Annotated in this window: 4 protein-coding genes; 1 reads left to right on the top strand and 3 read right to left on the bottom strand. The window is 73.1% G+C overall.

The window, feature by feature from the left end; all coding sequences use genetic code 11:
* The coding region (locus ACFW2E_RS46680) for a (2Fe-2S) ferredoxin domain-containing protein (RefSeq protein ID WP_384478210.1) at positions 1 to 348 on the bottom strand (348 nt) is incomplete at its 3' end.
* Positions 349 to 408: 60 nt separating this feature from the next.
* Between ACFW2E_RS46680 and ACFW2E_RS46675 the strand changes: the two genes are divergently transcribed.
* Positions 409 to 900 (top strand): hypothetical protein, encoded by a 492-nt coding sequence (locus ACFW2E_RS46675; protein ID WP_384478207.1) that lies wholly within the window; start codon positions 409 to 411, stop codon positions 898 to 900.
* Between the two features lie 24 nt (positions 901 to 924).
* Here ACFW2E_RS46675 and ACFW2E_RS46670 read toward each other — a convergent pair whose 3' ends face one another.
* Together ACFW2E_RS46670 and ACFW2E_RS46665 are read right to left on the bottom strand one after the other, a co-directional pair.
* Positions 925 to 1,140, bottom strand: a complete 216-nt coding sequence (locus ACFW2E_RS46670; RefSeq protein WP_384478204.1) for a dodecin — start codon at positions 1,138 to 1,140, stop codon at positions 925 to 927.
* A gap of 155 nt (positions 1,141 to 1,295) precedes the next feature.
* Positions 1,296 to 1,535 (bottom strand): L-histidine N(alpha)-methyltransferase (locus tag ACFW2E_RS46665; RefSeq protein WP_384478201.1); only part of this gene is annotated, 240 nt, incomplete at its 5' end.

The following is a 1,535-nucleotide window of genomic DNA, read 5'->3' as shown; positions in this document are numbered from 1 at the left end:
CCCCCCCCCCCCCCCCGCGGCCGCCCACCGCACGATCTCCTCGGTGGAGTCGTCGTCCATGACGAAACCGACCCAGGTGGGCCGGCCCCCGGCCCGGCGGCCCGCGGCCGAGGGCCGCACCACGACGACGTTGGCCTGGTCGCAGGGGCCGAGACAGTCGGTGGTACGGACCTGGAATCCATGCCCGGCCGCGGCCGCGCGCAGCCGGTCGAGCTGCCGGGCGTGGTCCGCGCCGGGATGCTTGCCGGGGTCGCCGCAGCAGCAGCCCCGGCAGACGACGAGTGTGCACGGGTGCCGGCGGGCCGCGCCGACCAGGACCGTGCGGGAGGCGGGAAGGACGGAAGACATGCGAGAAGCATGATCCATTCGAACGGGCCACCGGCCGGAGGGTCCGATTAGGGTGGCCGGGTGACAGACAGCAGCACACGCCCGCTCGCCGTGTTCGACCTCGACAACACGCTCGCCGACACCGCGCACCGGCAGCGGTTCCTGGCGGACCGGCCGCGCGACTGGGAGGGCTTCTTCGCGGCGGCGCCGCTGGATCCGCCGCTGGCGGAGGGTGTTGCGCTGGTGAGGGAGAGCGCGCGGGAGTGTGAGGTCGTGTATCTCACCGGGCGGCCCGAGCGGTGCCGGCGCGACACGCTGGAGTGGCTCGCCGCGCAGGGGCTGCCCGAGGGGCGGGTCTTCATGCGCCGCGACTCCGACCGCAGGGGCGCCCGGTTCACCAAGCTGGAGATCCTGCGGCGCCTCGCGCGCGACCGTGAGATCCGGGTTCTCGTGGACGACGACAAACTGGTGTGCGAGGACGCCGAACGGGACGGTTTCACCGTCGTACGGGCCCGCTGGGCCGACCGGTCGGCCGCGCTGGAGGACGCCCAGGAGCGGGAGGGGCGGACCTGAACCGGCCGGAGCACCGGGTCCGGGTCAGGCCTCGTCCTCGATGCGGAAGCCGACCTTCAGACCGACCTGCCAGTACCTGATCTGCCCGTCCTCGATCTGACCCCTGACCTGGGTGACCTCGAACCAGTCCAGGTTGCGCAGGGTCTGGGCGGCGCGGCCGATCCCGTTGCGGACGGCCTCGTCGACCCCTTCGGGCGAGGTACCGACGATCTCCGTGACCCGGTAGGTGTGGTTGGACATGCGGGTGCTCCTCTCCACCGTGACGGGTGTGTCACGCGTCACTCCACCGTGCCGTATGCACGCGCGGAGCGCGAGGCGTCGCCGCCTCCCGCCGCGTCACCGGGGCTCGCGCCGCACCCGGGGTGACGCGGCGGGCCGCGCTCAGCCGGCCGCGGTCATCGGACCGTGCTCAGCGACAGCGCGAAGCGGCCCGGCGAGTCGGTCCACCAGTGGGTCAGGCTCAGGCCGGCGTCCGCCAGTTCGGCGGTGATGCCCTGCTTGCGGAACTTCGCCGACACCTCGGTGCGCAGTTCCTCGCCCGCCGCGAAGTCGACGGCCAGACCGACCGCCGGGATCTTCACGGTCTGTGCCTTGCGGGAGCGCATCCGCATCTCGATCCACACGTTACCGGCGTC

Origin of the sequence: Streptomyces sp. NPDC058964 (assembly GCF_042741275.1) — a bacterium.
In the GTDB taxonomy this organism is placed as follows: Bacteria; Actinomycetota; Actinomycetes; order Streptomycetales; family Streptomycetaceae; genus Streptomyces.
The sequence above is the reverse complement of the archived record's forward strand: the minus strand, read 5'-3'. Positions and strand labels throughout refer to the sequence as shown.